The organism is Klebsiella sp. BDA134-6 (assembly GCF_015601345.1).
Classification (GTDB): domain Bacteria; phylum Pseudomonadota; class Gammaproteobacteria; order Enterobacterales; family Enterobacteriaceae; genus Klebsiella; species Klebsiella grimontii.
In genome coordinates this window covers 2,629,389-2,656,334 of record NZ_CP064784.1, presented here as the reverse complement: position 1 = coordinate 2,656,334, position 26,946 = coordinate 2,629,389, and the positions used below count along the sequence as shown (strand labels likewise).

Annotated in this window: 26 protein-coding genes and 1 pseudogene; 11 read left to right on the top strand and 16 right to left on the bottom strand. The window is 53.3% G+C overall.

The genetic code is table 11. The features are described 5' to 3' along the window. The first annotated feature begins 693 nt into the window (after positions 1-693). Entirely contained in the window at positions 694-1,602 is a 909-nt protein-coding gene (feaR, locus tag IYV58_RS12230) for a transcriptional regulator FeaR (RefSeq protein WP_087829540.1), read from the top strand. On the opposite strand, the gene IYV58_RS12225 is transcribed toward feaR, so the two are convergent. The 3 genes from IYV58_RS12225 to IYV58_RS12215 are packed head-to-tail and all read right to left on the bottom strand — an operon-like array spanning position 1,603 to position 4,758. Beyond that, positions 1,603-1,926, bottom strand: coding sequence for a YdbL family probable chaperone protein (locus IYV58_RS12225; RefSeq protein ID WP_004121062.1), 324 nt, complete (start codon positions 1,924-1,926; stop codon positions 1,603-1,605). 7 nt (positions 1,927-1,933) lie between these two features. Then, positions 1,934-2,119, bottom strand: a complete 186-nt coding sequence (locus IYV58_RS12220) for a YnbE family lipoprotein (protein WP_004121063.1) — start codon at positions 2,117-2,119, stop codon at positions 1,934-1,936. After that, a complete protein-coding gene (locus tag IYV58_RS12215; RefSeq protein WP_087829542.1) occupies positions 2,119-4,758 on the bottom strand; it encodes a YdbH family protein in 2,640 nt (879 codons plus the stop codon). The genes IYV58_RS12220 and IYV58_RS12215 overlap by 1 nt, the downstream gene beginning before the upstream one ends. A 195-nt stretch (positions 4,759-4,953) precedes the next feature. Between IYV58_RS12215 and IYV58_RS12210 the strand changes: the two genes are divergently transcribed. The 3 genes from IYV58_RS12210 (at position 4,954) to hslJ (ending at position 7,155) form a co-directional block, all read left to right on the top strand. After that, a complete protein-coding gene (locus IYV58_RS12210) occupies positions 4,954-5,451 on the top strand; it encodes a DedA family protein (protein WP_195729642.1) in 498 nt (165 codons plus the stop codon). A gap of 149 nt (positions 5,452-5,600) precedes the next feature. Continuing rightward, positions 5,601-6,590, top strand: a complete 990-nt coding sequence (locus tag IYV58_RS12205) for a 2-hydroxyacid dehydrogenase (RefSeq protein ID WP_004112629.1) — start codon at positions 5,601-5,603, stop codon at positions 6,588-6,590. 124 nt (positions 6,591-6,714) lie between these two features. Then, the gene (gene hslJ, locus IYV58_RS12200) at positions 6,715-7,155 is read left to right on the top strand and encodes a heat shock protein HslJ (RefSeq protein ID WP_004121070.1); all 441 of its coding nucleotides are present in this window, start codon (positions 6,715-6,717) and stop codon (positions 7,153-7,155) included. Here hslJ and IYV58_RS12195 read toward each other — a convergent pair. From IYV58_RS12195 to IYV58_RS12165, 7 genes are all read right to left on the bottom strand, one after another. Next, the gene (locus tag IYV58_RS12195) at positions 7,152-7,424 is read right to left on the bottom strand and encodes a putative hemolysin (RefSeq protein WP_004101621.1); all 273 of its coding nucleotides are present in this window, start codon (positions 7,422-7,424) and stop codon (positions 7,152-7,154) included. The genes hslJ and IYV58_RS12195 overlap by 4 nt on opposite strands. A gap of 457 nt (positions 7,425-7,881) precedes the next feature. Further along, on the bottom strand, positions 7,882-8,109 hold the full coding sequence (locus IYV58_RS12190; protein WP_004121072.1) for a hypothetical protein: 228 nt from the start codon (positions 8,107-8,109) through the stop codon (positions 7,882-7,884). 506 nt (positions 8,110-8,615) lie between these two features. After that, the gene (locus IYV58_RS12185; RefSeq protein ID WP_004121074.1) at positions 8,616-9,158 is read right to left on the bottom strand and encodes a glycoside hydrolase family 108 protein; all 543 of its coding nucleotides are present in this window, start codon (positions 9,156-9,158) and stop codon (positions 8,616-8,618) included. A gap of 7 nt (positions 9,159-9,165) precedes the next feature. Continuing rightward, positions 9,166-9,438: a phage holin family protein gene (locus tag IYV58_RS12180; protein ID WP_195729641.1), complete on the bottom strand. Its 273-nt coding sequence runs from the start codon at positions 9,436-9,438 to the stop codon at positions 9,166-9,168. Further along, positions 9,428-9,820 (bottom strand): phage holin family protein, encoded by a 393-nt coding sequence (locus IYV58_RS12175; protein ID WP_004121076.1) that lies wholly within the window; start codon positions 9,818-9,820, stop codon positions 9,428-9,430. Before IYV58_RS12175 ends, IYV58_RS12180 begins: the two co-directional genes overlap by 11 nt. 87 nt (positions 9,821-9,907) lie before the next feature. Next, positions 9,908-10,255: an antitermination protein gene (locus IYV58_RS12170; protein WP_195729640.1), complete on the bottom strand. Its 348-nt coding sequence runs from the start codon at positions 10,253-10,255 to the stop codon at positions 9,908-9,910. Positions 10,256-10,697: 442 nt separating this feature from the next. Further along, a complete protein-coding gene (locus IYV58_RS12165) occupies positions 10,698-11,399 on the bottom strand; it encodes a S24 family peptidase (RefSeq protein WP_049090298.1) in 702 nt (233 codons plus the stop codon). A gap of 463 nt (positions 11,400-11,862) precedes the next feature. On the opposite strand from IYV58_RS12165, the gene nifJ reads away from it, so the two are divergent. From nifJ to ttcA, 5 genes are all read left to right on the top strand, one after another. Beyond that, positions 11,863-15,390 carry a pyruvate:ferredoxin (flavodoxin) oxidoreductase gene (gene nifJ / locus IYV58_RS12160; protein WP_004121083.1) on the top strand — a complete coding sequence of 1,176 codons (3,528 nt, stop codon included), beginning with the start codon at positions 11,863-11,865 and terminating at the stop codon, positions 15,388-15,390. A 355-nt stretch (positions 15,391-15,745) separates the two neighbouring features. Continuing rightward, positions 15,746-16,852: a porin OmpC gene (gene ompC, locus IYV58_RS12155; RefSeq protein WP_004121085.1), complete on the top strand. Its 1,107-nt coding sequence runs from the start codon at positions 15,746-15,748 to the stop codon at positions 16,850-16,852. A 153-nt stretch (positions 16,853-17,005) separates the two neighbouring features. After that, the gene (locus tag IYV58_RS12150) at positions 17,006-17,218 is read left to right on the top strand and encodes a KTSC domain-containing protein (RefSeq protein ID WP_004121086.1); all 213 of its coding nucleotides are present in this window, start codon (positions 17,006-17,008) and stop codon (positions 17,216-17,218) included. 82 nt (positions 17,219-17,300) lie between these two features. Further along, the gene (uspF, locus tag IYV58_RS12145; RefSeq protein WP_004121089.1) at positions 17,301-17,735 is read left to right on the top strand and encodes a universal stress protein UspF; all 435 of its coding nucleotides are present in this window, start codon (positions 17,301-17,303) and stop codon (positions 17,733-17,735) included. Positions 17,736-17,929: 194 nt separating this feature from the next. Continuing rightward, positions 17,930-18,865 (top strand): tRNA 2-thiocytidine(32) synthetase TtcA, encoded by a 936-nt coding sequence (gene ttcA, locus IYV58_RS12140; protein ID WP_004121091.1) that lies wholly within the window; start codon positions 17,930-17,932, stop codon positions 18,863-18,865. A 44-nt stretch (positions 18,866-18,909) separates the two neighbouring features. Here ttcA and dbpA read toward each other — a convergent pair whose 3' ends face one another. The 4 genes and pseudogenes from dbpA to IYV58_RS12125 all read right to left on the bottom strand — a co-directional run bounded on the left by dbpA (position 18,910) and on the right by IYV58_RS12125 (position 22,700). Further along, positions 18,910-20,283 (bottom strand): ATP-dependent RNA helicase DbpA, encoded by a 1,374-nt coding sequence (gene dbpA / locus IYV58_RS12135; protein ID WP_087829559.1) that lies wholly within the window; start codon positions 20,281-20,283, stop codon positions 18,910-18,912. 40 nt (positions 20,284-20,323) lie between these two features. Continuing rightward, positions 20,324-20,488, bottom strand: a pseudogene (locus tag IYV58_RS28515) (hypothetical protein); the annotation flags it as partial. 277 nt (positions 20,489-20,765) lie between these two features. Continuing rightward, positions 20,766-21,749 carry a zinc transporter ZntB gene (gene zntB / locus IYV58_RS12130; RefSeq protein WP_142446472.1) on the bottom strand — a complete coding sequence of 328 codons (984 nt, stop codon included), beginning with the start codon at positions 21,747-21,749 and terminating at the stop codon, positions 20,766-20,768. Between the two features lie 342 nt (positions 21,750-22,091). Continuing rightward, positions 22,092-22,700 (bottom strand): helix-turn-helix transcriptional regulator, encoded by a 609-nt coding sequence (locus IYV58_RS12125; RefSeq protein WP_195729639.1) that lies wholly within the window; start codon positions 22,698-22,700, stop codon positions 22,092-22,094. A gap of 622 nt (positions 22,701-23,322) precedes the next feature. Between IYV58_RS12125 and IYV58_RS12120 the strand changes: the two genes are divergently transcribed. Both IYV58_RS12120 and IYV58_RS12115 read left to right on the top strand, forming a co-directional pair. Continuing rightward, a complete protein-coding gene (locus tag IYV58_RS12120) occupies positions 23,323-24,066 on the top strand; it encodes a DeoR/GlpR family DNA-binding transcription regulator (protein ID WP_004121098.1) in 744 nt (247 codons plus the stop codon). Next, the gene (locus tag IYV58_RS12115; protein ID WP_195729638.1) at positions 24,059-25,150 is read left to right on the top strand and encodes an oxidoreductase; all 1,092 of its coding nucleotides are present in this window, start codon (positions 24,059-24,061) and stop codon (positions 25,148-25,150) included. The genes IYV58_RS12120 and IYV58_RS12115 overlap by 8 nt, the downstream gene beginning before the upstream one ends. Positions 25,151-25,198: 48 nt before the next feature. Here the strand turns inward: IYV58_RS12115 and umuC are convergent, their stop codons facing one another. Beyond that, positions 25,199-26,464, bottom strand: coding sequence for a translesion error-prone DNA polymerase V subunit UmuC (gene umuC, locus IYV58_RS12110; protein WP_112165248.1), 1,266 nt, complete (start codon positions 26,462-26,464; stop codon positions 25,199-25,201). Beyond that, positions 26,464-26,886 carry a translesion error-prone DNA polymerase V autoproteolytic subunit gene (umuD, locus tag IYV58_RS12105; protein WP_004121104.1) on the bottom strand — a complete coding sequence of 141 codons (423 nt, stop codon included), beginning with the start codon at positions 26,884-26,886 and terminating at the stop codon, positions 26,464-26,466. Before umuD ends, umuC begins: the two co-directional genes overlap by 1 nt. Positions 26,887-26,946 lie beyond the last annotated feature (60 nt).

The following is a 26,946-nucleotide window of genomic DNA, read 5'->3' as shown; positions in this document are numbered from 1 at the left end:
GTCCCCTTGGTGTAAAACAATCATCTCAGCGGCCCGAACCGCAGGAGCGTCAAGCGAAACAGCTAGATCAACTTTGGACAAGACGCAAAAATGCAGTGGCGAGGAATAAATCATGGACAAGATCTGGGTTTGATGCGCCAGGAGATGCTATGCAAAATGGAATAACAGGGTCCCACATTTTGCGTGAGCCTATACTATAACAACTCCGTATTGTATTGGCACTAATGAATATTTCGAACCTTAATGTGACCCGATAGACATGAAGAGTATACCATGGTGCACATGTAATTAATCGCATTCCCGATTGTAATATCATCAGGATATAGCCCCTATTTTCAGAAAGTGCCCAAGGAATTACCCTTCTGATTTTACTTGCCAACTGCCATATATCGGTGTGTGTAATTCTGTGTCACTCCTGAACATTCTAATCATAGAGGGATGACACAGCCCTCTATTCAATGTTTATAACGTACTATTTCTTTTTTGCCTCTCCACTAATCATGTCTCCTTTTATTTTACCCTGTTAAATTTCATAACGGATTTGCGGTGACAGAGTAAACGTGTTACGTAATATTTTTTTATAATAATACTGTGATCCAGGTAATAGTTCTTTCATATACTCCGCCTTTGACCCTTGCCTCCGGCATCATAAGTGCAACAATGCAAAAACATTATCATTACAAAGGACGCGCGATGAGTACGGTAAATCGTGGGCAGAATTACCAGCATTGGTTAGCAAAAATCAATCAGGTCTGCGGGCAGTTCGCCGCCCGTCCGCTGGATGATAATTTCCACGGTGAGATCGACGCCAGCTACGCGGGCGACCTGAAAGTCAGCACGGTGACCGCCCGCAGCATTAATCTCTACCGTACCCGACAAGAGATCCAGCGCGATAACGACGCCTGGTTTTATACCGTCTTCCAGCTCGCGGGCCAGGCGACGATTGAGCAGGATGGCCGTCAGGCGATGCTGGAGAGCGGCGATATCACCCTGATTGACGCATCTCGTCCATGCTCGATTATCTGGCAGCAAACCTCGCGCCAGGCCTCCCTGCTGCTGCCAAGATCGCTGCTGGAGCAGCAGCTGCGCGGCAGTGAAATCAGCATCGCTACCCGGCTGGCGAAAAGCCTGCCGATGGTCCAGCTCAGCCAGCGCCTGCTGCATGAAAGCATGAACAGCCCTGAACTCTCGGCCAGCGAAAGCAAAGCGGCGCTGGAGGCCATCGTCTGCCTGCTGCGTCCGATGCTGCATCATCAGGAGGCCCAGCCGTCCCGGCGCGATAAGCAGTTTCAGAAAATCATGGCGTTAATCGATGAGTCGATTCAGGCGGAACATCTGCGCCCGGAGTGGCTGGCCAGCGAAACCGGCATGTCGGTGCGCAGTCTTTACCGGCTGTTTGCGGAAAAGGGGCTAGTGGTGGCGCAATATATCAAGAATCGTCGGCTCGATTTGTGCGCCCGCGCGCTGCAAAGCGCCCATGATGACGAAAAGCTGGCGGGGATCGGCTACAGCTGGGGCTTCAGCGATCATAGCCATTTTTCCACCGCCTTTAAGCAGCGCTTCGGCGTCTCGCCGGGTGAGTATCGCAAGCGCTGCCGATAGCTATTTTTTCAGCCATTTGCCGTTAAGGCCCTTCACGTACTCGCCCGGCTGCGCCCTGGCGACCAGCTTCTGACCGGCCATTTTCGCCACCTGATCCACCGGTAGATTATTGTCATCCGCCAGCTGCTGATAGCTGTCGCTGCGGGCGGCGTTGATCTGCTTCACCAGCTCAAGGGTTTCTTTATCCTGACGCAGCGGTTCAAGATAGCCGTTGAGGGTTTCGCCGACCCGCCCCTGCTGGCGAGCTTCATTGAGGGTCAGGGCCAGCGCCTGAGCGCTGAACAGCACCAGCGCCAGCGTCGTGGTTATCAGTCGTATTCTCATCATCGCCTCAGAACAGATCGCTACGCGATTTGAGCAGATTCTCAACGTCCTTATCCAGCTTAATATGAATTTCATGCTCAATTTTGACATTCATATTGATGGTGATCGGCTCTTTCGATGCCGCGATTTCAATACGCGGCGTACAGCCCGCCAGCAGCGCGGTGGCCAGAAAGGCGGCGAATAGTTTGATCATTATTGTTGTTCCTTACAGGTATGACTGTCCTGACAGCGCGGCGCGGGCAGCCTGGCGTTCTGCTCCAGCCACGCCTGCAGATTGTCGCCGAAACGCAAGCTGCGCCACAGGTCAAAAATATTCTCTTCATGGGAGTAGTTTAAGTGCACCGTATTGCTTTTGCCTTCTACCCGGCTGGTGCCGCTAATCGTTGCCTTCAGCGTCAGTACGCCAAGGTTATCGAGGTTGATCCGCGTCCACGATCTGGCTACCTCCATATATCGCAGCCAGTTAATGGCCGCCCCGGCGGAGACGTTGTCGGCCACCAACGCGTCCGCGGTGTCTTTATCGAGGCGCATCGTCATCGGCCCCGGATTGCTGAACCAGCCGTCTTTGATAATCCATTTTTTGTTATCCAGCCACAGAGGCAGCGCACCGTTAAACGGGCCGGAGACGGCGAACTGCTTCACTTTAATCGCACTCACTAATTCGCTGCTGGAGATATTTTGCAGACGCAGCAGCGCCGGGTCGTGCTGCGGCATCCTCAGTTGCTGCATGGTCAGCTTGCCGCCGAGAATATCGACGCTGACGTTACTCAACTGTAAAGGCGCGTCTTCACTCCAGGGCCAGGCCCCCTGAAGATCTGCCGTCAGATTGCGCGCGGTGAACTGGTTGACGACTTCGCCAATGCGCAACGATACCGGATGGCGGGTGCCAAGCTGCCAGGTGCCGTCGCTAAAACGGAACGGCAGCACAAAATCGACGCCGTTGATCTGGTTATCCGGCATCCAGGCGCTGCCGCCCTTGAGCACCCCGTGACCTCCCGCCTCGAAGCCCTGCCCGGCTGCGGCGGAGAATGCCACCTGCGCGTAAAGCGTTCCCTCACGCAGGGTCATCTTCCACTCCGGCGGCAACAGCGGCTGGAAAACGGTCAGCGACTGTTTTGGCCACCACGCTTCGCCGCGCAGACGTTCTCCGTCCCAGCGCCCGGTAACGCGCACGGGGCCAATTTTTTGCGCATGCAGGGAGCCGTTGAACTGGAACCAGGTCGGATCGCGACCGTCGATATTAAATTTCAGCGTCGACGGCGGCAGTTCGCTGCCGCCGCTGAAGGTGGTTTTCCCGGCATCCAGCGACAGCGCGCCGGTCAGTTTGGGATGCTGCCCATCGCGCAGCCAGCGGATCGGTTTTTCCAGGGTCAGACGCGGCGCGCTTACCAGCATGGAACCGTACTGCAGTTTATCGAACCCGGTCGACAGGCTGTTGAGCATGATGGCGCTGTCGGCCCATTCGCCCGCGCCTTTCACATCCCAGCGCGCCTGCATTGGGGTGAAATGACCCTCGCCCCAGTAGCGCCACTGCCAGCGGCCGCGGTCGGGCATAAAGTTGTCGGCCTGACCGTCAAGATGCAGGGTAAAATCGCCCATTTCCTGTTCATGGGCGCGTAAAATAGCCTGCAGGCGGCCATCAACGCCCTGCTGCGTCACTTTGACGCCCGCCAGCGGCCAGCGGATTTCATCAATATTCAACGAATCGATGACCCGCCCGCGCGAACGCAGCAGCGCGCCGGGGTGAAAGTTGAGCACCGGCGCGGTAAGCGGTCCACTCAGCTGCGCGGGCAGTTTGGCGTAAAAAATCAGATCGCCGAGCTTAGCCTCGCCGGTCAGCTGTAGCGGCATGTCGCTGCTGTCCATACTCAGCTTGCCGGGGCCGATATTCAGCACGGCGTTGCCCTTCCCGGCCTGCCCCTGAGTGAGCACGTTAAGACGCCCGCTGACCTGCATCTGCTCGGTGCCCTGCTGCCAGTTGCCCAGCGAAAGCGCGACGCGGCCGCTCAACGCGTTGCCCGCGTATTCGGTGTGCCAGCGGCCATCGCTGATGGTAATACGATCCGGGGTGATTTCCCACGGCAGGTCAAGCATCGGCTCCACCTCACCGCGCGGCGTGACCAGCAGTTGCCCGCGGTTCTTCTGCCACTCCAGCTCGGCATCGACCAGACCGGGAGTTTGTGGAAATTCAAAGGTGCTGAACAAGTGGCCATCGACCGGCAAACCGTCCGGCACCAGCGGCATCTGAAACTCGCCCACCAGCTTCACCGGCGCCTGGTCTTCCACCAGACGCGCGGAGAAGTCGCTGACCGTCAGCGCCTGACCGCGCAGTCGCGCCTGGAGGGTAACCTCTTTCCCGGCATAGCCGATATCCTGCTGCTGCGGCGTGAGCGACATCACCAGCCGCCCCTGCCATTTATCCCACGGCGACAGGCGCAGATTGTCAATCGTCAGCCAGCTATAAGGGAGCATTGATTGCCATTCGGCGAGGGTTTTCGGCGCCCCCGGCGCGGCTTCGCTTTCCGGGAGCTTGTTCAGGCAGGCGCTGTTTATATCCAGCTCGCCGATATGTAAACGCCAGCGGCTGGGACGCGAGAGCGAGGCATTGGCGACGCGCGCGATTTCGCAGTCGCCGACCAGATAGCGCAGATCCGGAATACGCAGCGACGAGCGCGTCAGCCGCGGGCTTTCATTGAGTGAGATTCGGGTTCCCGCAGGTAGCCAAATGCCTGCCAGCGTAGGCACCCAGTGGGTGAGCGTTAATAGCAAAGCCAGCGGTAGCAGCACGAGGGCTAATAATAGCGCGATGGCGGCTTTATATTTACCCTTCATGGGCAGCTAATATCCTGATTCGAAATAAGTAAAAGCCGAGAGGCCGTTATTGTGGCACGTTCGACCTGTGAGTTAAAGTTTCCATCCCGTTTAAGCGTAGTCGTCGCCCTGTGATTCACCAGCCAGCTATTTAACCAGGGTTTAGTTTTCGCCTGCGACACTGGTCTACACCTGCGAACGTAAACGGATTGTGCTGTGGACTTAATTATCTCGCTGATGGAATACGCTCAGAGCCGCTATTCATTGGTATTGCTGATGGTTTTCCTGATGACGTTCGCTAAATCCTGCGCCGTCATCTCGCTGCTGATCCCGGGCACCTCCGGGCTACTGCTGTTCGGCACCCTGGCATCGGCCAGCCCGGGACATTTCCTGTTAATGTGGATGAGCGCCAGCCTCGGCGCTATCGGCGGATTCTGGCTCTCGTGGCTGACGGGCTACCGCTACCGGTACCATCTGCATCGTATCCGCTGGCTTAATGCCGAACGCCTCGCTCGCGGCCAGTTGTTCCTGCGCCGCCACGGCGCGTGGGCAGTCTTTTTTAGCCGCTTTCTCTCTCCGCTTCGCGCCACCGTGCCGCTGGTAACCGGCGCCAGCGGCACCTCTATCTGGCAGTTTCAGCTCGCCAACGTCAGCTCCGGGCTGCTCTGGCCGCTGATCCTGCTGGCGCCAGGCGCGTTAAGCCTCAGCTTTTGATGAAAGGTATTGTCTTTTAAAGAGATTTCTTAACACCGCGATATGCTCTAGAATTATTACTATAACCTGCTGATTAAACTAGTTTTTAACATTTGTAAGATTATTTTAATTATGCTACCGTGACGGTATTATCACTGGAGAAAAGTCTTATGAAAATCGCTGTGTATAGTACAAAACAGTACGACAAGAAGTATCTGCAGCATGTTAATGATGCATATGGCTTTGAACTGGAGTTTTTTGACTTCCTGCTAACCGAAAAAACCGCCAAAACCGCCAACGGCTGTGAAGCGGTGTGTATCTTCGTAAACGATGACGGTAGCCGCCCGGTACTTGAAGAACTAAAAGCCCACGGCGTGAAGTACATCGCGCTGCGCTGCGCGGGGTTCAACAACGTTGACCTCGATGCCGCCAAAGAGCTGGGCCTGCGGGTGGTGCGCGTCCCGGCCTACTCGCCGGAGGCGGTCGCTGAGCACGCGATCGGCATGATGATGTCGCTGAACCGCCGCATTCACCGTGCCTATCAGCGCACCCGCGACGCGAACTTCTCTCTGGAAGGGCTGACCGGTTTCACCATGCACGGTAAAACCGCCGGCGTTATCGGCACCGGTAAAATCGGCGTCGCCGCGCTGCGCATTCTTAAAGGTTTCGGTATGCGTCTGCTGGCGTTTGATCCCTACCCAAGCGCCGCCGCGCTGGATATGGGCGTGGAGTATGTCGATCTTGAAACCCTGTACCGGGAGTCCGATGTTATCTCACTGCACTGCCCACTGACCGATGAAAACTACCATTTGCTGAACCATGCCGCGTTCGATCGCATGAAAGACGGGGTGATGATCATCAACACCAGCCGCGGCGCGCTCATCGATTCGCAGGCAGCGATCGACGCCCTGAAGCATCAGAAAATTGGCGCGCTGGGGATGGACGTGTATGAGAACGAACGCGACCTGTTCTTTGAAGATAAGTCTAATGACGTGATTCAGGATGATGTGTTCCGCCGTCTCTCCGCCTGCCATAACGTCCTGTTTACCGGTCACCAGGCGTTTCTGACCGCGGAAGCGTTGATCAGCATTTCGCAAACCACCCTCGACAACCTGCGTCAAGTGGATGCAGGCGAAACCTGTCCTAACGCACTGGTCTGATTTTCCTTGCCCTTTTGTGCTCCCCCTTCGCGGGGGGCACATTCAGATAATCCCCACAGAAATTGCCTGCGATAAAGTTACAATCCCTTCATTTATTAATACGATAAATATTTATGGAGATTAAATGAACAAGTATGCTGCGCTGCTGGCGGTGGGAATGTTGCTATCGGGCTGCGTTTATAACAGCAAGGTGTCGACCAGAGCGGAACAGCTTCAGCACCACCGTTTTGTGCTGACCAGCGTTAACGGGCAGCCGCTGAATGCCGCGGATAAGCCGCAGGAGCTGAGCTTCGGCGAAAAGATGCCCATTACGGGCAAGATGTCTGTTTCAGGTAATATGTGCAACCGCTTCAGCGGCACGGGCAAAGTCTCTGACGGCGAGCTGAAGGTTGAAGAGCTGGCAATGACCCGCATGCTCTGCACAGACTCGCAGCTTAACGCCCTGGACGCCACGCTGAGCAAAATGCTGCGCGAAGGCGCGCAGGTCGACCTGACGGAAACGCAGCTAACGCTGGCGACCGCCGACCAGACGCTGGTGTATAAGCTCGCCGACCTGATGAATTAATAGTTACCGCAGCTTCCGCCTGCCAGCGCCTGCTCGCTGCAGCGCTTGCCGTTCGGCAATGCGCACATGCCGATAGCGGAGCCATCAAGCTGGCGGGCCACCGATAACGAGCCGCCAACCATGGCGCAGTTTGCCTGGCCGGAGCTGCTCATCGCAGCGCGCATTCCCGGCGATACGTGCGCCGCCGTTGCCTGCTGAACAGGTTCATCATTGCTACTACACGCCGACAGTAACAGCGCAGCACATCCCACTAAAAACGCAGCTCGCATCTTCTCTCCCCTCAGATACATCTTAAAATGGACAAGCCTAAGGATAATAGGCAGCTCAGCGCGCCGCGTCGAGAGGCGAAGTACGTATTTATGCGTTGTGTTAACATTTATTAGCAAATTTTTTGGCGTCAGAAGCCTCTCAGCATGAGCACATTAATCTCTGTACAACTGAGAAGCATCATGGTGAGGCGATAGTTTCCCGACAGTTAAATAGGTAGTTCTTTGTTCTGCAAGATTATTTCCTGTGCGTTCAATCTTAGCTTCTTTGACTCACTGGTGAGCATCCAAATCACTTTCATTCCTATCAGCGACAATCTTCAGAGTTGAATGGCTCTACTCGGCAGGGACTCGTCACAGTCAAACATAAAAAAAGCCAGCAGGGGATGTGCTGGCAATTCTTCAAATATGAAAGTTATTGAATACCGTATTTCTTTTCAGTGACGAATTTTGGCTCTTGCTAATTGGGACCTTTTTTGACAAGCATTTTTTCGCCCCATACGACCACGCCTTTTTGACGCATCTGTTCAAAGGTCCTCATAAACTCCCCACTTTCTATTACTGAAAACTTATAACGACTGAAAAAACGATCCATTTGAGGATAACCAAAGCCATTCTCATTCCTGGTTAAGTTGAGAATAATATCCTCGAGCGTCTGCTCTGCCACTATACGTTCAAAATCAATCACTTGAAACCCCTCAACTCTTGTTCTTCTGCTGCTTTCAGCGCTTCTGGTGTATATAAAGAGTTTCTATTACCTAATTTATAGTCCTCCAGAGTGGCTGTATGAGTATTATTCCATACCTCAGCAGAGCGCTATCTTTAACGCCAAGCAGCTTGTAGCGCTCCAGTTCTCTGACCTCATGAGTGTAGTATCTCTTATCGGTATCAGTAGCCTGGAGCTCACCTTTTATAATTTTTTCTAGCCTGTCAATCATCACTTTATTGGCATCTGATTCAGCAAAACGACCTGTATGTAGTTTCACCTTATCAATGCCTGCACGGTCAATGATTGCCGCCTTCCAGTCCAGATTCTGAACCGGACCGCCTGCTTTACCTCCGTGCCAGTATGTACAGGGGTCACCGGTGCCGGCGTACTGTTACCGGTGTGAGGCGGGGCGCCCGCCACGGCTTATACATATTCAATTTCTCCAGATTTCGATTACTGAAATGATTAGATTAATAAAATAGAAACTACATAGATACTCGTGTTCGCAACCAACCATATATAAATGATTTATTAACCTCACTTTTTTCTGCTAACTCCAGATAATACTGCCCCTGGCTACAGTTTAATGCCCGGAGCAATACACGCTCCCCTTCACTGCCTCTTCGAATAACATAATGGCTCAAGGCATTTAAGGTTCTGGGGCCAATAACACCATCGGTTATAAGATCCGGATAAAGTACCCCACGATGATTAAAAGCATTTAACCAGCGTTGAAGCCACTTACCCGGCAGAACAGGCCCCATATTGACCCCGGCATCACACAGTTTTTCAGCGATCGCGGTAGATATTTCAGCAACATGATCGAACCGGGGCGCAATCCAGTAGTCAGCGTTGAGAATATCCAGCGCCTGTTGGCGCGTCAGTTTTTGCATATCGCCATCATAACCATGAGCCCGTGCGGTGACTTGAGTAATCCCCCAGTTTGTCGGACCTCCTTTATCATCAGGATGATTTACATAACCGCCCTCCTTTTCCAGAATGGCATTAAAAATCTCATCTTTAGTCATTTATTCCTCATTTATCGATTAAATGCGCGATATTCCCCCTCACCAGGAACACGGCAATAAAGACAAAAAAATTCACGGTAACCACCAACCAGTGGGTCGACGTATACAAGCCGAAGAGATAACGAAACGGTATGCTGGCATAAGTGATTACCAGCAAATAAGCCGTATACGATATCCATGGTCGATACCTCCTGTACCGGGCGCGCCGATAAAACATAAAGGTTAGGGTGATCAAAGCGCAGAGAATGGCATTAAGCAGCGCGGGCAGTTCATTTCCCATTCGGGCGCCCACTATTGTTGCGGGTAAGTATTTTATATAGGTCGGTTAGTTCTTGATTATTCAGGAACGTAAGTATCTTAATAATCAGCGCGGATATCAGTACGGCGCCTAACGCGTCTAACGGTCTATCACTATATCCTGTCCAGATCGCCAACTTTGTCCCAATTAACCCGGAACCCAGAACACCGACGATAAAAGAAGTCATAAAATAGGCAGCGAGTCTAAAACGTGTGATATTAACCGCCGTCGCAACATAAAATACCGCGCCAGCAAACGCGCCAAATACAACGCCATAATCAATACCTGTCACCAGGCCAAACATACCAGCGCCCATTAATCCACCAGCAACAATTATCGACGTACCGGAAACAGGATCGGACATATACCCTCCCTTCTTTCACTATGAGTTATGATGGTAAATAACGAAGCGCAGGGTCATTTTTCCTGGCACTAAGGTGTTACCTCGCCGTTACTTTCTTTTTTGCAAACCAAGCGCATAAATTGCCCTCTCGAAGAGCCAGGCTCCTGGCTGCGCATACTGGTGGGCAAATTCTTGCTGATAAATGATGGTCGCTCGCTCAATTTGCCGTTTATATTCCTCGCGCTGCCAAAAAATATCCTGCGCCACAAATTTAATCGGCAATGCGTCCTCAATACGTTCAGGCGTATGGTGCTTCCCTTTTGCCTGAATCTGAGCGCGGGAAGGGGTGGGCCGGTGGATAAGATCGGAACTGAGCGTTTGCGGATTTTGTAAGTGGGAACGCTGCGCGCGACGTCTACCCGCAGCGGAGCCATTAAACGCGGTTTTACGGGACATTGCGGTCTCCTTTAATGGGCTTTGGCGGAATGCCATTGGCAATCGGATCCTTGCCAATGGCTTTACCCCAAAGCGCACTGCGCCATGGCGCTGGCTTTTCAGCCACGTAGATTCAGTTATGAATCGTTGTATTTCATCATCCAGATAGTGCTGCCTATCAAGCTGATGACAAAAGAATACCTCAGGGTTATTTAAAAATAAATACCCATGGGTATACTTTATGACAAAAACACATTAATGAATTGAAAACATTGAAATTTTTTTTGAAAAAAGTGGTCTACCGCGTAAAAAAACTGAAAAGGTCCGAGGGGGTTGTGATGAACAGCGTCTCACAGGAGGAGGGGCGATGACGCAGGTATGCCCGGCTTACACGCGACATACCTGGTTAAAACTTATCGGCTGAACTCAGTACGAATGGCGACCTGCGGGGCAATGCGCGCCTTTAAACGAAGCGTTTAACGCTGTGGCTATAAATCACGCGACCAATGATCTTCAGATACTGTTCATGGCTCTCGCCAATCGTCCAGTCTGCATATTTACTGTTATCCGAGTGAACAAGCAGGCCATCCGCCGTGAACTGAAGTCGCTTCACCAGCACCGCGCCTTTAAAGGAAAAGACGTAAATGCCATCGCCTTCAAAGTAGTCTTTCGAGACATCGACAAAAATGTAGTCACCGGTCTCAATGGTGCCGGACATGCTATCTCCGGATACGGTGATCACCTTGATATGCTCTGCGGGCCTGTTACCAAAAAGCCGCAGCGCGCCGGCAGAGTCATAGGTGATACTGCTGACCGTTTCATCAACCTCACTGGAGACAATGCAGCCCGGCCCTGCGCTGGCCTGGGCATCCAGAACCTCAATGACATATGGCATCTGTGGCGAATCCTCTACCGGTTCTCGCTCGATATCAATATTCCCGGTGATACCGTCCATCCATCCGCGGGGAAGATTGAACGAAGATTCAATAAGTTCGACCATCTCGTCAGCTATCCTTTTCTTTTGCTTTTTACCTTCGGGGTAGAGCATTCTTGAGACGTAAGAAGGCTCCCGTCCAAGAGTTCGGGCCACATCAACGGCCTTACCACCGCATAAATTATCACGGATATAGAGCAACCGCTGTCGTCTGATTTCGTATTTATCCATCGCAATGATTCTAACGCCATTTACCATCAGGTATCTAAAATATAGCAAAACCCGAATAAATTACCTACAGGTAATCAAGGCAGTATTGTCGGTCAGGACCCTTTGACTGGCGGAATTCGCCACACTGCTACTTATGGAAAAATGACGCCATTGATTTTGGTGTAGGGTGTCGCTCATACGTGGATACCTATGTAATACGTTGAATTAATTTATCTGAACTATGGATTTTGTCGCTACTGGAGATCAAAAAATCATGTTCCTCCGGAGTCTATACTTAGACAGTAATTCGCAAACCCGGTCCCCCCTGCCCGTAACCATGCAGGGAGAAACGAACTTTTACGCTACCGGTGAAATCGCGCCGATAGCGGTTGCGCAGAATGCAGAATAGATAAGCGAGTGCTCAGAATGTATCTATGGGCATAAAAACATTTTTTATCAAACATTTAGCAATGTGAGTATTGATATGATCACTATCGACGGTAATGGCGCGGTTGCTTCAGTCGCGTTTCGCACCAGTGAAGTTATCGCCATCTACCCGATCACGCCCAGCTCCACGATGGCGGAGCAGGCGGACGCCTGGGCGGGCAACGGGCTGAAAAACGTCTGGGGCGATGTTCCCCGCGTCGTCGAAATGCAGTCGGAAGCCGGGGCAATCGGCGCCGTACACGGCGCGCTGCAAACCGGTGCCCTTTCGACCTCTTTTACTTCATCGCAGGGTTTACTGCTGATGATCCCGACGCTGTACAAACTGGCCGGCCAGCTGATGCCGTTTGTGCTGCACGTCGCCGCCCGCACCGTGGCAACCCACGCGCTCTCTATCTTTGGCGATCACTCGGACGTCATGGCCGTGCGCCAGACCGGCTGCGCGATGCTCTGCGCCAGCAGCGTCCAGGAAGCCCAGGATTTTGCGCTAATTTCGCATATCGCCACCCTGCAAAGCCGGGTGCCATTTATTCATTTCTTTGATGGTTTCCGCACTTCTCACGAAATCAACAAAATCGCCCCGCTGGCGGACGATACCCTCCTCAGCCTGCTACCGCAGGATAAAATCGATGAACATCGCCAGCGCGCCCTGAACCCCGAACATCCGGTAATCCGCGGCACCTCAGCTAATCCGGATACCTACTTCCAGTCACGTGAAGCGACTAACCCGTGGTACGATGCGGTTTACGCACACGTTGAAACGGCAATGAACGATTTTGCCGTCGCCACCGGGCGTCAGTACAAACCGTTTGAGTTCTACGGACATCCGCAGGCCGAGCGCGTTATCGTGATTATGGGCTCCGCAATCGGCACTTGTGAGGAAGTGGTTGATGAACTGCTGAGCCGCGGTGAAAAAGTCGGTGTACTGAAAGTTCGTCTTTATCGCCCCTTCTCCGCTGCCCATCTGCTGGAAGCGCTGCCGGTTAGCGCCCGCGCCGTTGCGGTGCTTGACCGAACCAAGGAACCGGGCGCCCAGGCTGAGCCGCTGTATCTCGACGTGATGACCGCGCTGGCGGAAGCCTTTAACCGCGGCGAGCGGGAAACGCTGCCGCGTACCATTGGCGGCCGCTATGGTCTCTCATCAAAAGAGTTCGGACCGGAGTGCGTGCTGGCGATTTTCAACGAACTGAGCGCCGCCAAACCCAAACCACGCTTTACCGTCGGCATCTACGATGACGTCACCAACCTTTCCCTGCCGCTGGTAGAAAATACCCTGCCGTCGGAGGCGAAGCTGGAAGCCCTGTTTTACGGGCTCGGCAGCGACGGCAGCGTCTCGGCCACCAAAAACAATATCAAGATTATCGGTAACTCGACGCCGTGGTTCTCGCAAGGCTATTTCGTCTATGATTCGAAAAAAGCTGGCGGCCTGACGGTTTCCCATTTGCGCGTCAGCGAGAAGCCGATTCGTTCTTCCTATCTGATTTCGCAGGCCGATTTCGTTGGCTGTCACCAGCTGCAGTTTATCGACAAGTATCAGATGGTTGAGCGTCTTAAGCCGGGCGGTATTTTCCTGCTCAATACCCCATACAGCGCCGAGGAAGTCTGGTCGCGCCTGCCGCAGGAAGTCCAGGCCACGCTGAATCAGAAAAAAGCGCGGTTTTATATCGTTAACGCGGCCAAAATCGCCCGCGAGTGCAGCCTCGGCGCGCGCATCAACACCGTTATGCAGATGGCGTTTTTCCATCTGACGCAGATCCTGCCGGGTGATAGCGCGCTGGCGGAACTGCAGGGCGCGATTGCGAAAAGCTACAGCAGCAAAGGTCAGGAACTGGTCGAACGCAACTGGCAGGCGCTGGCCCTGGCCCGCGAGTCGCTGGCGGAAGTGCCGCTGCAGCAGGTCGATGCCAACAGCCCGAATCGCCCGCCGGTCGTCTCCGACGCCGCGCCGGATTTCGTCAAAACCGTGACCGCCGCCATGCTGGCCGGGCTCGGCGATGCGCTGCCGGTCTCCGCCCTGCCGCCGGATGGTACCTGGCCGATGGGCACCACCCGCTGGGAAAAACGTAATATCGCCGAAGAGATCCCTATCTGGAAGGAAGAGCTTTGTACCCAGTGCAACCACTGCGTGGCCGCCTGCCCGCACTCGGCAATCCGCGCGAAAGTGGTCACCCCGGAGGCGATGGAAAATGCCCCGTCCAGTCTGCACTCCCTGGACGTCAAATCCCGCGATATGCGCGGCCAGAAATACGTTCTGCAGGTCGCGCCTGAAGATTGCACCGGCTGTAATCTGTGCGTCGAGGTTTGTCCGGCAAAAGATCGGCAGAACCCGGAAATCAAGGCCATCAATATGATGTCGCGCCTTGAACATGTTGAAGAGGAGAAAGTCAATTATGACTACTTCCTCAATCTGCCGGAAATGGACCGCAGCAAGCTGGAACGTATCGATATCCGCACTTCGCAGCTGATCAGTCCGCTGTTTGAATACTCCGGCGCCTGCTCCGGCTGCGGCGAAACGCCGTATATCAAGCTGCTGACTCAGCTCTACGGCGACCGGATGCTGATTGCCAACGCCACCGGCTGTTCATCGATTTACGGCGGCAACCTCCCTTCCACGCCGTACACCACCGATGCCAACGGCCGCGGGCCGGCGTGGGCCAACTCGCTATTCGAGGATAATGCCGAATTTGGCCTCGGCTTCCGCCTTACCGTCGACCAGCATCGTCAGCGCGTAATGCGTCTGCTATCGCAGTTCGTCGATAAACTCCCGCCTGAGCTTAACGAGGCGCTGCACGCGGAGGCCACGCCTGAGGTACGCCGCGAACAGGTGGACGAACTGCGCAAGGTGCTGGCAAATGAAGAAGGAGCGAAGGAACTGTTAACCGACGCCGACGCACTGGTCGAGAAATCTATCTGGCTAATCGGCGGCGACGGCTGGGCCTACGATATCGGCTTTGGCGGTCTCGACCACGTGCTGAGCTTGACCGAAAACGTCAATATTCTGGTGCTCGATACCCAATGTTATTCCAACACCGGCGGCCAGGCATCGAAGGCTACCCCGCTGGGTGCGGTGACTAAATTTGGCGAGCACGGCAAGCGTAAAGCGCGTAAAGACCTTGGGGTCAGCATGATGATGTACGGTCATGTTTATGTGGCGCAAATTTCCCTTGGCGCGCAGCTCAACCAAACGGTAAAAGCGATTCAGGAAGCGGAAGCGTATCCGGGACCATCGCTGATTATTGCCTACAGTCCTTGCGAAGAACACGGTTACGATCTCGCGTTAAGCCACGATCAGATGCGTCAGCTGACCGCGACCGGATTCTGGCCGCTGTATCGCTTTGACCCGCGTCGTGCCGATGAAGGTAAACTTCCGCTGGCGCTGGACTCCCGTCCGCCGTCAGACGCGCTGGCCGAAACGCTCCTGAACGAACAGCGTTTCCGTCGCCTGAACGCGCAGCAGCCGGAAGTTGCGGAACAGTTGTGGAAAGATGCGACCGCGGATCTACAAAAACGCTATGACTTCCTGGCGCAGTTGGCCGGTAAGGCGGAAAAACCCACCAGCGAAAGCTAATTCGCTGCCATTTTTTATCCGCGCATAAAAAAAGCCCGAATATTCATTCGGGCTTGTCGCTTTACCGCTCAACAAAAACCATTCTCAGGAACGAGGGCAATATAAATTCTTGAATGACAATAAAAGGCATATAACGAGCAGATAATACGATATTAAAATCGTCATGTATAATTTTTATTTTGTATATTTTCTGCCAAATCATTCATTATAATTATCATCATTTCATCTGAATTATTTATTTTAGATTTTACTTATATCGTAACAATTGATACTTACCATATCTCTATTTGCTCCTTTAGCATGAGTTCACTTCCCAGGAGGAAGCTAAAACAAAAACCGTTAAAGGATTGTCTAAATGAAAAGAAAAGTACTGGCCCTCGTTATCCCGGCATTATTAGCTGCTGGCGCTGCTCACTCTGCTGAGATTTATAATAAAGACGGAAATAAACTGGACCTCTATGGCAAGGTAGACGGTCTGCATTATTTCTCCGATGATTCATCTAAAGATGGCGATCAATCCTACGTCCGTCTTGGCTTCAAAGGCGAAACTCAGATTAACGATCAGCTGACCGGCTACGGTCAGTGGGAATATAACGTTCAGGCGAACAACACCGAAGGCGCCGACAACCAGTCCTGGACCCGTCTGGCGTTTGCGGGTCTGAAATTCGCTAACTACGGTTCATTCGACTATGGCCGTAACTACGGCGTACTGTACGACGTAGAAGGCTGGACCGATATGCTGCCAGAATTCGGTGGCGACTCCTACTCCCAAGCCGATAACTTTATGACGGGCCGCGCTAACGGCGTTGCAACCTACCGTAACAATGACTTCTTCGGTCTGGTTAACGGCCTGAACTTCGCCCTGCAGTATCAGGGTAAAAATGAAAACGCCGGCAGCGGTGAAGGCACCAACAACGGCGATCGCAGCGTACGTAACGCCAACGGCGACGGTTTTGGTCTGTCAACTTCTTATGATTTCGGTATGGGCATCAGCGCAGCTGCCGCATACACCTCTTCTGACCGTACCAATGATCAGATGACCCGGACCACCGCAGGCGGTGACAAAGCGGAAGCGTGGACCACCGGCCTGAAATATGATGCCAACAACATCTATCTGGCGACCATGTATTCCGAAACCCGCAACATGACGCCTTACGGCGACGGTAACGGCGTTGCCAATAAAACCCAGAACTTCGAAGTGACTGCGCAGTATCAGTTCGACTTTGGTCTGCGTCCGGCGGTTTCTTTCCTGATGTCTAAAGGTAAAGATTTGAGCAAAACCGATGGCGACAAAGATCTGGTTAAATATGCTGACATTGGCGCGACTTATTACTTCAACCGTAATATGTCTACCTACGTTGATTACAAAATCAACCTGCTGGATGAAGACGATAGCTTCTATTCTAACAACGGCATCTCTACGGATGACGTCGTCGCATTAGGCCTGGTTTACCAGTTCTAATGTCCGGGCCCGCTGGCAACGGCGGGCTTTCTCTTCCCCTCCCTGCCATCGCCGGCATTCAAAGCAAAACAATATATCGATTACCTTAAAATAATCGTCCGTTAAATGATATATTGCTACCTGGAATTGCCGCAGCCGTAGAGGACGCCCGCCATGCAACATCACCCCGTAACCTCATCCCGAATCACCTCCGTCGCCTATGATGAGTCCGCCGGCATTCTTGAAATCCGTTTTCGCGATAACCAAACGCTGCAGTATATCGGTGTCCCGCCGCGCATTTTCCGCGACTTTCTCCTGGTGGTTTCTAAAGGTCGTTTTTACGATGGCGTCATTAAAGGAAAATTTACCGAACGCCGCTGCGCCTGATGGCCAAAGTGTGATTGCGCGCAATGTACAATAATCGCCTGGATGACCTACACTTTAAGTGGTTACTTAAACAGGAGGTTTTATGAACAGAATGATTCTTGTGCCCATCGATATTTCTGATACAGAATTAACCGATCGTGTTATCAAGCATGTTGAAGCTGAAGCCAGAATCGATGATGCCGAGGTGCATTTCCTGACCGTCATTCCCTCCCTTCCCTATTACGCTTCGCTGGGAATGGCCTACACCGCAGAGCTGCCGGCGATGGATGACCTCAAAGCCGAATCGGAATCGCGGCTCAAAGAGATTGTGAAAAAGTTTAATATCCCCGAAGACCGTATCCATTTTCACGTTTCAGAGGGCTCGCCGAAAGATAAAATCCTTGCTATGGCGAAGTCTCTTCCCGCGGACCTGGTGATTATCTCTTCGCACCGTCCCGATATCACCACCTACCTGCTGGGCTCTAACGCCGCCGCCGTTGTCCGCCATGCGGAATGTTCGGTGCTGGTCGTGCGGTAAACCGACTCTGCCCGCCGCTGTGCGGGCTTTTTTGTCTTTTATCCCGCCGGGCTTATTTAGCCTTAAATGTGCTGACATTCCCTTCGCTAATCCGTACCATACACGCCACATGCTACGCACCAGCAGAATGCCATAATCATGCTGGCAGAACGCGTGCGCTTCTGATGCCACACTATGAATTGAGCCATTATTAAATGCTGCAGAATCAAGAAATTAGCAAGAAAGAAAAATACAATATCGACAAATTGCAGAAGCGCCTGCGCCGTAACGTCGGCGAGGCCATTGCCGATTTTAATATGATTGAAGAAGGCGACCGCATCATGGTTTGCCTCTCCGGCGGTAAAGACAGCTACACCATGCTGGAGATTTTGCGCAACTTGCAGAAAAGCGCGCCAATTTCCTTCTCCCTCGTGGCGGTCAACCTCGATCAAAAACAGCCGGGCTTCCCCGAACATATCCTGCCGGAATATCTTGAGCAGCTGGGCGTTGAATACAAGATTGTTGAAGAAAATACCTACGGCATTGTTAAAGAAAAAATTCCGGAAGGTAAAACCACCTGCTCGCTCTGCTCACGTCTGCGCCGCGGCATTCTTTACCGCACCGCTTCAGAGCTGGGCGCGACCAAAATCGCCCTGGGCCACCACCGCGACGATATCCTGCAGACCCTGTTCCTGAACATGTTCTACGGCGGGAAGATGAAAGGTATGCCGCCGAAGTTGATGAGCGACGACGGTAAACATATCGTGATTCGCCCGCTGGCCTACTGCCGGGAAAAAGATATTGAGCGTTTCTCCCAGGCGAAAGGTTTTCCGATTATTCCGTGTAATCTGTGCGGTTCGCAGCCCAACCTCCAGCGCCAGGTGATTGCCGATATGCTACGCGACTGGGACAAACGCTATCCAGGGCGCATCGAAACGATGTTTAGCGCGATGCAGAACGTGGTGCCTTCCCATCTTAGCGACGTTAACCTGTTCGATTTTAAGGGCATTCATCACGGTTCTGCGGTGATTGACGGCGGCGACCTGGCGTTCGATCGCGAAGAGATCCCGATGCAGCCGGCCGGCTGGCAGCCGGAAGAGGATGACGCGCAGTTGGATGAACTGCGCCTGAATGTGGTGGAAGTAAAATAACGTCTTTGCGTCTCAGGCGCGCGCCTGAGACGCCTTTTTCGCGCTTATTTCAGCAAACGAACCCGGCAGGTCTTACCTTTAATCTTCCCGTTTTGCAGCTGCTTAAACGCTTTATGCGCTACGCCCTGGCGCACGGCAACGTAGACATGCGCCGGATGAACGGCGATCTTGCCGATGTCCGCGCCATCAAGGCCGATATCACCGGTCAACGCCCCCAGTACATCGCCCGCGCGCATCTTCGCTTTTTTTCCGCCATCAATGCACAGCGTGGCCATCTCTGCCTGCAGCGGCACAATAGTGCTATTTGCCGGCCCGTTCATCCAGTTGAGCTTTGTTTGCAACATTTCGGCAAGAATATTCGCGCGCTGCGCCTCTTCCGGCGCGCAGAGGCTAATCGCCAGACCGCTTTCGCCCGCGCGAGCGGTACGACCAATGCGGTGCACGTGAACCTCCGGGTCCCAGGCCAGCTCGTAGTTCACCACTAGCTCGAGCGACTTGATATCTAACCCGCGGGCGGCAACGTCGGTCGCTACCAGCACGCGCGAGCTCCCGTTAGCAAAGCGTACCAGCGTCTGGTCGCGGTCGCGCTGTTCAAGATCGCCGTGCAGCGACAGAGCGCTCTGGCCAGCGGCGTTTAGCGAATCGCAGACAGTCTGACAATCCTTTTTGGTATTGCAGAACACCACACAGGAAGCGGGCTGATGCTGGCTCAGCAGCTTTTGCAACAGCGTGATTTTTCCGTGTTGCGAAGTTTCAAAAAACTGCTGCTCAATAGCTGGCAACGCATCAACGGCATCAATTTCAATGGTCTGCGGGTTGTTCTGCACACGGCCGCTAATCGCCGCGATCGCTTCCGGCCAGGTAGCGGAAAACAACAGCGTCTGGCGCGAAGCCGGCGCAAAGCGGATCACTTCATCAATGGCGTCGCTAAACCCCATATCCAGCATGCGGTCCGCTTCGTCCATCACCAGCGTTTGTAGCGCGTCCAACGACACGGTGCCCTTTTGCAGGTGATCGAGCAAACGCCCCGGCGTGGCGACGATAATATGCGGCGCATGCTGTAGCGAGTCGCGCTGGGCGCCGAAAGGCTGGCCGCCGCAGAGGGTCAAAATTTTAATATTCGCCAGAAAGCGCGCCAGACGACGCAGCTCACCAGCGACCTGATCCGCCAGTTCGCGGGTCGGACACAGCACCAGCGACTGCGTCTGGAACAGAGAAGCGTCAACGTGCTGGAGCAATCCGAGGCCGAATGCCGCCGTTTTACCGCTGCCGGTTTTTGCCTGCACGCGGACATCTTTACCCGCAAGAATAGCCGGCAAAGCCGCCGCCTGAACCGGGGTCATCGAAAGATACCCCAGTTCATTCAGGTTAGTGAGCTGGGCGGCGGGCAAAACATTCAGAGTTGAAAAAGCGGTCACAATTATTTCTCGCATTACATTTAGGGGCGGACAATCTGCTGGCGCGTATCGTCGCAGATCTCCGCTCCCGATGCGACAATTTAATCGGCTCATCGTCAGGCGGTGGGTCGGGTAACGGGCGCGGGCGGGGTTTAGGATCGTGGACCGGTACAGGATCGTTGGGTTCCGGCGGAATGGGGATTGAGTTCAGCGAATGAATACGCATATTGACTCCCGGTTATGGACGGGTACACCAGTTAAGCGTAGAAGCTGAGAAACAGAGCGCAAAAAAAAGCCGACTCATTAAAGTCGGCGTCGTACGAATCAATTGTGCTATGCAGTAATTCAAAAAAGGAAGTAAGACAATATGGAGCGCAACGCCCATCGCTTGACGTTGCATTCACCTGCGAGAGAGATATTGCCCTGAATGGGTAGACGGTTTATTGATTTCGCTCAAACATTGCCGGGTTTTCATCATCATCACCGCGCCAAAAGACGATTCTTTACAACCATTTACTACGATGCAACCACCATGTAACACCCCCAATGAGAACGACTAACATTATGCAGAAAATAGAAAAACCCATATGCCAGCTATTGCCGGGAATGCCGCCGAGGTTGACGCCAAAGAGTCCGGTTAAAAAAGTGCTGGGTAGAAAAACCATTGCCATCAGCGACATCGTATAAGTTCTACGCGATAGCGACTCCTGCATAATTTGCGCGATTTCATCGCTCATGATCGCCGTGCGGGCGATGCAGCTATCAATCTCATCCAGACCTCGTCCCAGACGTTCGGCAATATCCTGCATCCGTCGCCGATGGTCGTCCGTCATCCACGGCAGACGCTCGCTGGCAAGCCTTGCATACACATCACGCTGCGGCGCCATATAGCGGCGCATGACGATAAGCTGTTTACGTAGTAACGCGAGGAAACCGCGCGGCGGGACCTGCTGATCCAACAAATCATCTTCCAGATCGATAATCCGGTCGTGAAGCTGCTCGATAAACTCGCTGGCGTGATCGGTTAGCGCATCGCAAACATCCACCAGCCAGCCGCCGCCGTCAACCGGGCCGTTTCCCTCACGCAAATCGCCGAGCACATCATCCAGCGCCAGGACTTTGCGCTGCCGGGTGGAGACAATCAAACGCTCGTCCATATAAAGACGCATCGCGACCAGTTGGTCCGGGCGCTCATCGGTACTGCCGTTAATACAGCGCAGCGTGATTAAAGCCCCATCGCCAATCCTCGTCACACGCGGGCGAGTGCTCTCGCCGGCCAGCGCATCGCGCACGTTATTGGGCAGCAGCGGCGTTGATGCCAGCCATTCCGCGCTATCAACATGGGTATAGTTGAGATGCAGCCAGCAAGGATGCTCTTTATCAATGGTGTCTCTATCGACCAACGGCTTTACGCCGCCCTGCCCGTCGAACACCCATGCAAAAACGGCATCCGGCACGTTCAGTTCCGATCCCTTAATGGCGTCCACTGGACCTCCGTTAACTCATGCACATTTCCGTAGTCTAGCCTTACGCGACGGTTACGCAAGAGCTAATCAGGGCATGCTGCTGAATTCACTGGCGAAAAGCGAGGAGTCTGAAAAAAAGAACCCGCCGGCGGCGGGTTGTGGATGTACTTTGCAATACTGTGTCTAACCTGCATTATCACTCTCCGCCAGACGCTGGGCTGACGGGAAGGCAGGCTAGCAGGAGCCGTTCACTTTTTCTCTTCTGCGTATTGACGAGCGTTGTCATGCAAATGGGTACACATACTTTTTTCCTCCATTTTAATAAGCAAAATAAGAATAGAGCGATATTGCTGCTTTGCAAGTTTAACTGTGGCCTTTGGCGCTATTCAGATAGCGCAGAAATAGCAGCAGGTCTAAGTCGTTGCGTAGATGAAATTTAGACATAATCAGACGTTTATGTGCAAAAACCGTTTTATTGCAAAGCGAAAGTTCTCGGGCAATCGCGTTCACCGTTAGCCCCTGGTAGATTGCCGCCGCGATGATTCGCTGCTGTGGAGATAGCCTTCTCTGCGGGCAACGCTCGCATCGTAACACCGATTTTTGTTCCGCTGACGGTGGAACCAGAATCCATGAGAGTTTAATTTTCGCCATAACCTGAGAGATTTTCTCATCGCGCCCAACAAAGACGATCTCTTCCAGGCAGAGCGGCAAAGCGCCTCTCCCCCGTTGATTTTGCCTGGCAACCAGGCCAATCAGCAATCCCGGTTTCCGATTTAACAACTCCGGATGACATACGAATTCAGCTCCGCGGCATAAATCCAGCACGACCACATCAGCATCCTGCACGATCCGTTCATTAAGCGATGCAGCACATTGCGTAGATATTGAGTACTCCGGGAAGATGCTCTGTAATATAAAGTGAAATCCTAAATTAAAAAACTGATTGTTATTTTTAATGACGATATTCAACATTGGCTTAGCCTGCTGAAGATAGTAAATCAAGTATTATCCAGACAGCTAACGATACGCAAAGTACCGCTATCGTCGTTTTACAAAACACGATATAAATAAACATTATTTTTCGACCTGAGAACTGGCGCCCCACGAAATTTAAGTAGAAATAGCGTTCTGGCGCAGCAAATCACACGGGCTAATTAAAACCTCCCCGCCCCGCTGTGGATTAATATCCCTCATCTTGACTAAAAAAGGATATTGCAAAAAACCTTATACCATTCACATGGATTATATTTACGCTCGCCGGAGCGTCGCCAGCCAGGCCGGCCGGCTTACAATCAAGCATCGTAAAAACCAACGCTATTACGGCTGAAGTGAATTCTCATCTAAATACACTCATTAACTCAAGTTATTTTTCGGTATAATTTTAGACTATTCATAACTTGCATTGTTGATCTTCTCAGAGGTTATTGGCTGCCAGAGGGGAGGACTCCCCGGCGGAAAAATGGGAGAGTGACAAACTATCCTGCGTAAGCATTCAACAAAACGTCACCTCTGTGGGGCATCACGTTCGGCGCATTCCTTTTTCGGTAAAATGCTGTATTATGCGATTTATTGCAGCATTTTGCGGGTTTAGATTATGCACAAAACGGCCAGACAGAAATATCTAATTGATATTCTTAGCGAAAAAGGCCAGGTCACTATCAGTGAGCTGGTCGATAACCTGCAGGTTTCTGCAGATACGCTGCGCCGCGATCTCAGCGACCTCGAGAAACAGGGGCTGGCCCAGAAAAACCACGGCGGCGCTATCGCGCTCAATCTCTCCATCATGAATCGCCAGAACAGGAATACGCTGCTACCGGATATCAAGCAGCGCTTAGGTAAAATGGTGGCGGAGAAAATCCCCGGCGGATCCACGCTGTTCCTTGACGCGGGGAGTACCGTGCTGGCCGTCGCCGCTCAGATACAGGGCCCGATGACGGTGATCACCACCTCTTTGGATATCGCCCAGCACTTCAGCGCGCGTGCGGATATTCAGCTTATTTTGCTGGGGGGGAAATGGGATATGCAGCAGCGCCTTTTTGCCGGTAGCGCTACGGTTTCGCTACTGGAACGCTATCGGGCGGATATCGCTATTCTCGGCGCCTGCGCGCTCCATGCCGATCTCGGCCTCAGCGCCAGCCAGGAGGCGGACGCTGAAGTTAAGCGCGCCATGCTGGCGGCCAGCGCGGAACATTGGCTGGTGGCCGATCATATGAAACTCAATCACTGCGAGCCCTGGCTGGTTGCCGGACTCGCCGACATCCATCAGCTCTTTCTTGATCGTCCATGGGAAGAACTGAAGGATAACGGCTCAATACAACTCACTATCGCTGATGCTTAAGAACGCGGAGATGCTTATGACTAACGGTAAGAATATTAATATTGCCCTGATTGGCTACGGATTCGTCGGCAAAACTTTTCATGCTCCGCTGATCCAGTCCGTCAACGGCTTGAATCTGGCGATTGTCGCCTCGCGCGATGAAGATAAAGTGAAACGCGACCTGCCGAATGTCACCGTCATCGCATCGCCTGAAGAGGCCATTCAGCATCCGGATGTCGATCTGGTGGTTATCGCCTCTCCTAACGCCACCCACGCTCCGCTTGCCCGTCTGGCCTTAAACGCCGGCAAGCACGTCGTTGTCGACAAACCGTTTACCCTTGATATGCAGGAAGCCCGCGAACTGATTGCGCTCGCGGAAGAGAAACAGCGGGTGCTGTCAGTGTTCCATAACCGCCGCTGGGACAGCGATTATCTGGCCGTGAAGCAGGTTATCGAACAGGAGCTCATCGGAAAAGTTAAACATTTTGAATCCCATTTTGACCGCTTCCGCCCGGAAGTACGCGTCCGCTGGCGGGAGCAGAACGTACCGGGCAGCGGCCTGTGGTTTGATTTAGGCCCGCATCTGATCGACCAGGCGCTGCAGCTGTTCGGCCTGCCGCAGTCGGTGCAGGGGAACATCGCCACTCTGCGTGAAGGCGCGGAGATCAATGACTGGGCGCACGTGGTGCTGAACTATCCGCAGCACAATGTGATTCTGCACTGCAGCATGCTGGTCGCAGGTGGCGTATCGCGCTTTACCGTCCATGGCGATAAAGGCAGCGCCGTCAAACAACGCGCAGACCAGCAGGAGAGCCAGCTGCTGGCGGGCGTGATTCCGGGCAGCGAAAGCTGGGGCGCGGACGACGATAGCCTGGTGGTGTTTGACGCGGACCTGCGCGCCAGTGAAATCAGCGCGCCACGAGGCGATCAGCGCCAGTACTATATTCACGTCCGCGACGCGCTGACCGGCAAAATCAACAATCCGGTATCGCCATTAGAGGCGCTCGCCGTGATGGCGGTGCTGGAAGCGGCTGTGCAATCCGCCGAGAGCGGTACAACGCAAACTCTCGCGCTGACCGCAGATGAACTGGCGGGTCTGCAATAAGCGCTGCGCAATATGTCTGAGGGATAGTCGCCCCCCTTTAATGCCAGCCTACAGTTTCACCCGCAGCAAATCGCTGAGCCGGGTGGTGTAGGCTGGCGACAGCATCTGCCGCTTCATCTCCCAGCTGCGCTCTATCCCCTGCCCGGCAAACCAGAGCCGGCCTTTTTCACGTCGATTAACAGAATCAAGAACCGTCATCAGCTGTTCACTATTCGCGCGCGGCCGATAGTCGTCAAACAGGCCTAACTGCGCCACCCCCTGGCTAAAGAAATCGCCCAGCATCACGCCGCACTTTTGATATCGGTATCCCTCTCGCCAGATGGTATCCAGGCATTTTAGCGCCGCCGCGATGATATCCCGGCTATCCTGGGTCGGGATGTGGATTTTCGTGCCGGCATCATTGCCGTAATAGACTTCATTACCCGCAAACGGGCTGGTCTTCACAAAAACGGAAATATAGCGGCAGTACTGATGCTCCGCGCGCAGCTTCTCGGCGGCGCGGACCGCATGGCTGCACACCGCTTCACGCATCGCCCCGTATTCACTCACCTTCTGACTGAATGAACGCGAGCAGATAATTTGCTGTTTAGTCGGCATATACTCTTCCAGCTCAAGGCAGGGCTCGCCTCTCAGTTCCCGCACGGTGCGCTCCATCACGACGCTGAAATGTTTTCTGATAAGCGAAGCGGGCGTCTCGGCCAGCTGAAGCGCCGTGTTGATCCCCATATCATTGAGCTTTTTCGCAATGCGGCGCCCTACCCCCCAGACCTCACCGACGACCACCTTCTCCAGCAACTTTCTCTGCCTGACCGGTAAGGAGAGATCGACCACGCCCTCGAACTTTGGCCACCTTTTGGCCGCATAATTAGCCAGCTTAGCCAGCGTTTTCGTCGGCCCGATCCCTACCCCCACCGTCAGACCGGTACACTGGAGTAATGTACTACGCACATGGCGACCAAATGACTCAAGCTCCTCAGAACGATGGATCCCGGCCAAATTCACGAACGCTTCATCAATAGAATATTGATGAACCGCGGGGGCCAGCTCTTCGAGAATCGTCATGACCCGATGGGACATATCGCCATAAAGGGCATAGTTGCTGCTAAACACCGCCACCTGATGGCGTTCAAACTGTGATTTCACTTTGAAATAGGGCGCGCCCATTGGAATCTCCAGCCGTTTAGCCTCGTGATTCCTGGCGATGACGCAGCCATCGTTGTTGCTCAACACCACCACCGGACGCCCGCGTAAATCAGGGCGAAAGGCCGTTTCACAGCTGGCATAAAATGAATTCACATCGACCAGGGCAAACATCAGCGAAGCCTGTTGATGCTGAAAGTGACGACACCAAAAATCTCCAGCGCCTCACCGTCGTTGTGCAGCACAATGGGTGGAAAATCCGGATTCATCGGCAAGAGTTGCATGATGGGGTGCGTACAGAGGCGTTTAACCGTGTACTCGCCGCCGACGGAGGCGATGATGATATCACCATGTTTCGCTTTCAGGCCACGGTCCACCACCAGCAGCGTGCCTTCATAAATGCCGGCATCAACCATTGACGTGCCCGTCGCCATGACAAAATAGGTCGCCGCGGGATGGCTGATACAAAGCTCATTGAGATCTATCCCCTTCTCAATGTAATCCTGCGCGGGGCTGGGAAAGCCGCATGAAACAAGGTCGCTAAACAGCGGAATCGACACGATCTTTCGCAATTCAACCGGTTGATAAAACATCATATTAGAGTCACCCGTGACAATACTGTATTTATATACAGTATCAATAGTTCATCCGAGTTT